This window comes from Lactococcus sp. SK2-659 (assembly GCF_020218185.2).
Classification (GTDB): domain Bacteria; phylum Bacillota; class Bacilli; order Lactobacillales; family Streptococcaceae; genus Lactococcus; species Lactococcus lactis.
This window is the reverse complement of sequence record NZ_JAIWQZ020000009.1, coordinates 1-5,172: the sequence shown is the minus strand read 5'-3', so window position 1 is coordinate 5,172 and position 5,172 is coordinate 1. Positions and strand designations below refer to the sequence as shown.

Here is a 5,172-nt window from a genome sequence, read left to right as displayed (position 1 = left end):
GTAAGATAAAAAAAGTCGTAAAAGCCACAGTTAATTCTTGACAAGATTAGGTAGGTTTGATAGAATATAATAGTTGTCGCAAGAGACGAGGGTCTTGAAGCGATAAGCTAGACCATTGAAAACTGAATAAAGAAGAATGACTCATGTGATGTAGTAAGATACATCAAAAATCTGTCAATCAATAATGAAAGACAAGCCAGTCACTTCGGTGACTTAAATACTTTATTTGAGAGTTTGATCCTGGCTCAGGACGAACGCTGGCGGCGTGCCTAATACATGCAAGTTGAGCGCTGAAGGTTGGTACTTGTACCAACTGGATGAGCAGCGAACGGGTGAGTAACGCGTGGGGAATCTGCCTTTGAGCGGGGGACAACATTTGGAAACGAATGCTAATACCGCATAAAAACTTTAAACACAAGTTTTAAGTTTGAAAGATGCAATTGCATCACTCAAAGATGATCCCGCGTTGTATTAGCTAGTTGGTGAGGTAAAGGCTCACCAAGGCGATGATACATAGCCGACCTGAGAGGGTGATCGGCCACATTGGGACTGAGACACGGCCCAAACTCCTACGGGAGGCAGCAGTAGGGAATCTTCGGCAATGGACGAAAGTCTGACCGAGCAACGCCGCGTGAGTGAAGAAGGTTTTCGGATCGTAAAACTCTGTTGGTAGAGAAGAACGTTGGTGAGAGTGGAAAGCTCATCAAGTGACGGTAACTACCCAGAAAGGGACGGCTAACTACGTGCCAGCAGCCGCGGTAATACGTAGGTCCCGAGCGTTGTCCGGATTTATTGGGCGTAAAGCGAGCGCAGGTGGTTTATTAAGTCTGGTGTAAAAGGCAGTGGCTCAACCATTGTATGCATTGGAAACTGGTAGACTTGAGTGCAGGAGAGGAGAGTGGAATTCCATGTGTAGCGGTGAAATGCGTAGATATATGGAGGAACACCGGTGGCGAAAGCGGCTCTCTGGCCTGTAACTGACACTGAGGCTCGAAAGCGTGGGGAGCAAACAGGATTAGATACCCTGGTAGTCCACGCCGTAAACGATGAGTGCTAGATGTAGGGAGCTATAAGTTCTCTGTATCGCAGCTAACGCAATAAGCACTCCGCCTGGGGAGTACGACCGCAAGGTTGAAACTCAAAGGAATTGACGGGGGCCCGCACAAGCGGTGGAGCATGTGGTTTAATTCGAAGCAACGCGAAGAACCTTACCAGGTCTTGACATACTCGTGCTATTCCTAGAGATAGGAAGTTCCTTCGGGACACGGGATACAGGTGGTGCATGGTTGTCGTCAGCTCGTGTCGTGAGATGTTGGGTTAAGTCCCGCAACGAGCGCAACCCCTATTGTTAGTTGCCATCATTAAGTTGGGCACTCTAACGAGACTGCCGGTGATAAACCGGAGGAAGGTGGGGATGACGTCAAATCATCATGCCCCTTATGACCTGGGCTACACACGTGCTACAATGGATGGTACAACGAGTCGCGAGACAGTGATGTTTAGCTAATCTCTTAAAACCATTCTCAGTTCGGATTGTAGGCTGCAACTCGCCTACATGAAGTCGGAATCGCTAGTAATCGCGGATCAGCACGCCGCGGTGAATACGTTCCCGGGCCTTGTACACACCGCCCGTCACACCACGGGAGTTGGGAGTACCCGAAGTAGGTTGCCTAACCGCAAGGAGGGCGCTTCCTAAGGTAAGACCGATGACTGGGGTGAAGTCGTAACAAGGTAGCCGTATCGGAAGGTGCGGCTGGATCACCTCCTTTCTAAGGAATATATACAAAGACGTGAGCATTCAACTTTATTCAGTTTTGAGGGGTTTAGTGATAAACCTAAGCAAGAATCAACTTCTTGATTGTGGGGCCTTAGCTCAGCTGGGAGAGCGCCTGCTTTGCACGCAGGAGGTCAGCGGTTCGATCCCGCTAGGCTCCATTGTCAGACAAGACGTTAAAATCACTTGAACATTGAAAACTAAATAACAATATCTAATAACGATAAATAAACCAAAAGCTGTGAATTTTAAAGAATTTACAAACTTATACTTGAAAAACGATGATTATAAATCATCATGGCAAAGTTAATAAGGGCGCACGGTGGATGCCTTGGCACTAAGAGCCGATGAAGGACGTGACTAACGACGATATTCTAGGGGGAGCAGTAAGTACGCATTGATCCCTAGGTCTCCGAATGGGGAAACCCAGCTGCTACTAGCAGTTATTCATGAGTGAATACATAGCTCATGTAAAGGTAACGCAGAGAACTGAAACATCTAAGTACCTGCAGGAAGAGAAAGTAAAAACGATTTCGTAAGTAGCGGCGAGCGAACGCGAAGAAGGGCAAACCAAGAAGCTTGCTTCTTGGGGTTGTAGGACTGCAACGTGGACTTAAGCATTATAGTCGAATAACCTGGGAAGGTTAATCAAAGAGGGTAATAATCCCGTAGACGAAATAGCGCTTATACCTAGCAGTATCCTGAGTAGGGCTGGACACGCGAAATCCAGTTTGAATCCGGGAGGACCATCTCCCAACCCTAAATACTCCTTAGTGACCGATAGTGAACCAGTACCGTGAGGGAAAGGTGAAAAGAACCCCGAGAGGGGAGTGAAATAGCACCTGAAACCGTGTGCCTACAAGAAGTTCGAGCCCGTTAATGGGTGAGAGCGTGCCTTTTGTAGAATGAACCGGCGAGTTACGTTATGATGCGAGGTTAAGTTGAAGAGACGGAGCCGTAGGGAAACCGAGTCTGAATAGGGCGACTTAGTATCATGATGTAGACCCGAAACCTAGTGACCTATCCATGAGCAGGGTGAAGGTGTGGTAAGACGCACTGGAGGCCCGAACCAGGACACGTTGAAAAGTGTTTGGATGACTTGTGGATAGCGGAGAAATTCCAAACGAACTGGGAGATAGCTGGTTCTCTCCGAAATAGCTTTAGGGCTAGCGTCGAAATGTAAGTGTATTGGAGGTAGAGCACTGTTTGGGTGAGGGGTCCGTCTAGGATTACCAATCTCAGATAAACTCCGAATGCTAATACACATGTTCGGCAGTCAGACTGCGAGTGCTAAGATCCGTAGTCGAAAGGGAAACAGCCCAGACCAACAGCTAAGGTCCCAAAATATATGTTAAGTGGAAAAGGATGTGGGGTTGCACAGACAACTAGGATGTTAGCTCAGAAGCAGCTATCATTCAAAGAGTGCGTAATAGCTCACTAGTCGAGTGACCCTGCGCCGAAAATGTACCGGGGCTAAACATATTACCGAAGCTTTGGATTGATATTTTATCAATGGTAGGAGAGCGTTCTTAACCGCGATGAAGGTATACCGTGAGGAGTGCTGGAGCGTTAAGAAGTGAGAATGCCGGTATGAGTAGCGCAAGATAAGTGAGAATCTTATCCACCGTAAGACTAAGGTTTCCAGGGGAAGGCTCGTCCGCCCTGGGTTAGTCGGGACCTAAGGCGAGGCCGAAAGGCGTAGTCGATGGACAACTGGTTGATATTCCAGTACTAGATATGATCGTGATGGAGGGACGCAGTAGGCTAAGAGATGCCAGTTAATGGATTCTGGTCTAAGCAGTGAGGTGTGAGATGTGTCAAATGCATTTCTCTTTAACATTGAGCTGTGATGGGGAAGCAACTACGGTTGCGAACTCTCTGATGTCACACTGCCAAGAAAAGCTTCTAGCGTAAAGTCATATCTACCCGTACCGCAAACCGACACAGGTAGTCGAGGCGAGTAGCCTCAGGTGATCGAGAGAACTCTCGTTAAGGAACTCGGCAAAATAGCCCCGTAACTTCGGGAGAAGGGGTGCTGGTGTAAAAGCCAGCCGCAGTGAATAGGCCCAAGCAACTGTTTATCAAAAACACAGCTCTCTGCTAAACCGCAAGGTGATGTATAGGGGGTGACGCCTGCCCGGTGCTGGAAGGTTAAGAGGAGTGCTTAGACGTAAGTCGAAGGTATGAATTGAAGCCCCAGTAAACGGCGGCCGTAACTATAACGGTCCTAAGGTAGCGAAATTCCTTGTCGGGTAAGTTCCGACCCGCACGAAAGGCGTAATGATTTGGGCACTGTCTCAACGAGAGACTCGGTGAAATTTTAGTACCTGTGAAGATGCAGGTTACCCGCGACAGGACGGAAAGACCCCATGGAGCTTTACTGTAGTTTGATATTGAGTACCTGTAAGTCATGTACAGGATAGGTAGGAGCCATTGAAATAGGGACGCTAGTTTCTATTGAGGCGTTGTTGGGATACTACCCTTGACTTATGGTTACTCTAACCCGCTGGCATAATCGGCCAGGGAGACAGTGTCTGACGGACAGTTTGACTGGGGCGGTCGCCTCCTAAAGAGTAACGGAGGCGCTCAAAGGTTGGCTCAGATTGGTTGGAAATCAATCGTAGAGTGTAAAGGTAAAAGCCAGCTTGACTGCGAGAGCTACAACTCGAGCAGGTAGGAAACTAGGACTTAGTGATCCGGTGGTACCGCATGGAAGGGCCATCGCTCAACGGATAAAAGCTACCCTGGGGATAACAGGCTTATCTCCCCCAAGAGTTCACATCGACGGGGAGGTTTGGCACCTCGATGTCGGCTCGTCGCATCCTGGGGCTGTAGTCGGTCCCAAGGGTTGGGCTGTTCGCCCATTAAAGCGGCACGCGAGCTGGGTTCAGAACGTCGTGAGACAGTTCGGTCCCTATCCGTCGCGGGCGTAGGTAATTTGAGAGGATCTGTCCTTAGTACGAGAGGACCGGGATGGACTTACCGCTGGTGTACCAGTTGTTCCGCCAGGAGCACGGCTGGATAGCTATGTAGGGAAGGGATAAGCGCTGAAAGCATCTAAGTGCGAAGCCCACCTCAAGATGAGATTACCCATTCGTAAGAATTAAGAGCCCAGAGAGATGATCTGGTAGATAGGCTGGAAGTGGAAGAGTTGCGAGACTTGGAGCGGACCAGTACTAATCGCTCGAGGACTTTACCAAAAGAGTCAAATATAAAAAGCTTAAGGTTAAGCGTTAGAAGAATTGTTATTTAGTTTTGAATGTTCAAGGTAACATTTAATGATTTGGTCATCATTGCGATGGAGATACACCTGTTCCCATGTCGAACACAGAAGTTAAGTCCATCTACGGCGGAAGTACTTGGGGGTTGCCCCCTGGGAGATAGGCGAGTGGCCAAGT

1 tRNA gene and 3 rRNA genes are annotated in these 5,172 nt (G+C 48.5%); all 4 read left to right on the top strand.

From position 1 onward, the window contains the following. The first annotated feature begins 222 nt into the window (after nucleotides 1-222). The 4 genes from LDP15_RS12085 (at nucleotide 223) to rrf (ending at nucleotide 5,172) form a co-directional block, all read left to right on the top strand. Nucleotides 223-1,769: ribosomal RNA gene (locus tag LDP15_RS12085) — 16S ribosomal RNA — on the top strand. Nucleotides 1,770-1,862: 93 nt separating this feature from the next. Beyond that, nucleotides 1,863-1,935, top strand: a tRNA-Ala gene (locus LDP15_RS12080). Nucleotides 1,936-2,073: 138 nt separating this feature from the next. Continuing rightward, nucleotides 2,074-4,974: ribosomal RNA gene (locus tag LDP15_RS12075) — 23S ribosomal RNA — on the top strand. Nucleotides 4,975-5,056: 82 nt separating this feature from the next. Beyond that, a 5S ribosomal RNA gene (gene rrf, locus LDP15_RS12070) occupies nucleotides 5,057-5,172 on the top strand. Together the 16S, 23S and 5S rRNA genes with 1 tRNA gene alongside form the textbook arrangement of a ribosomal RNA operon.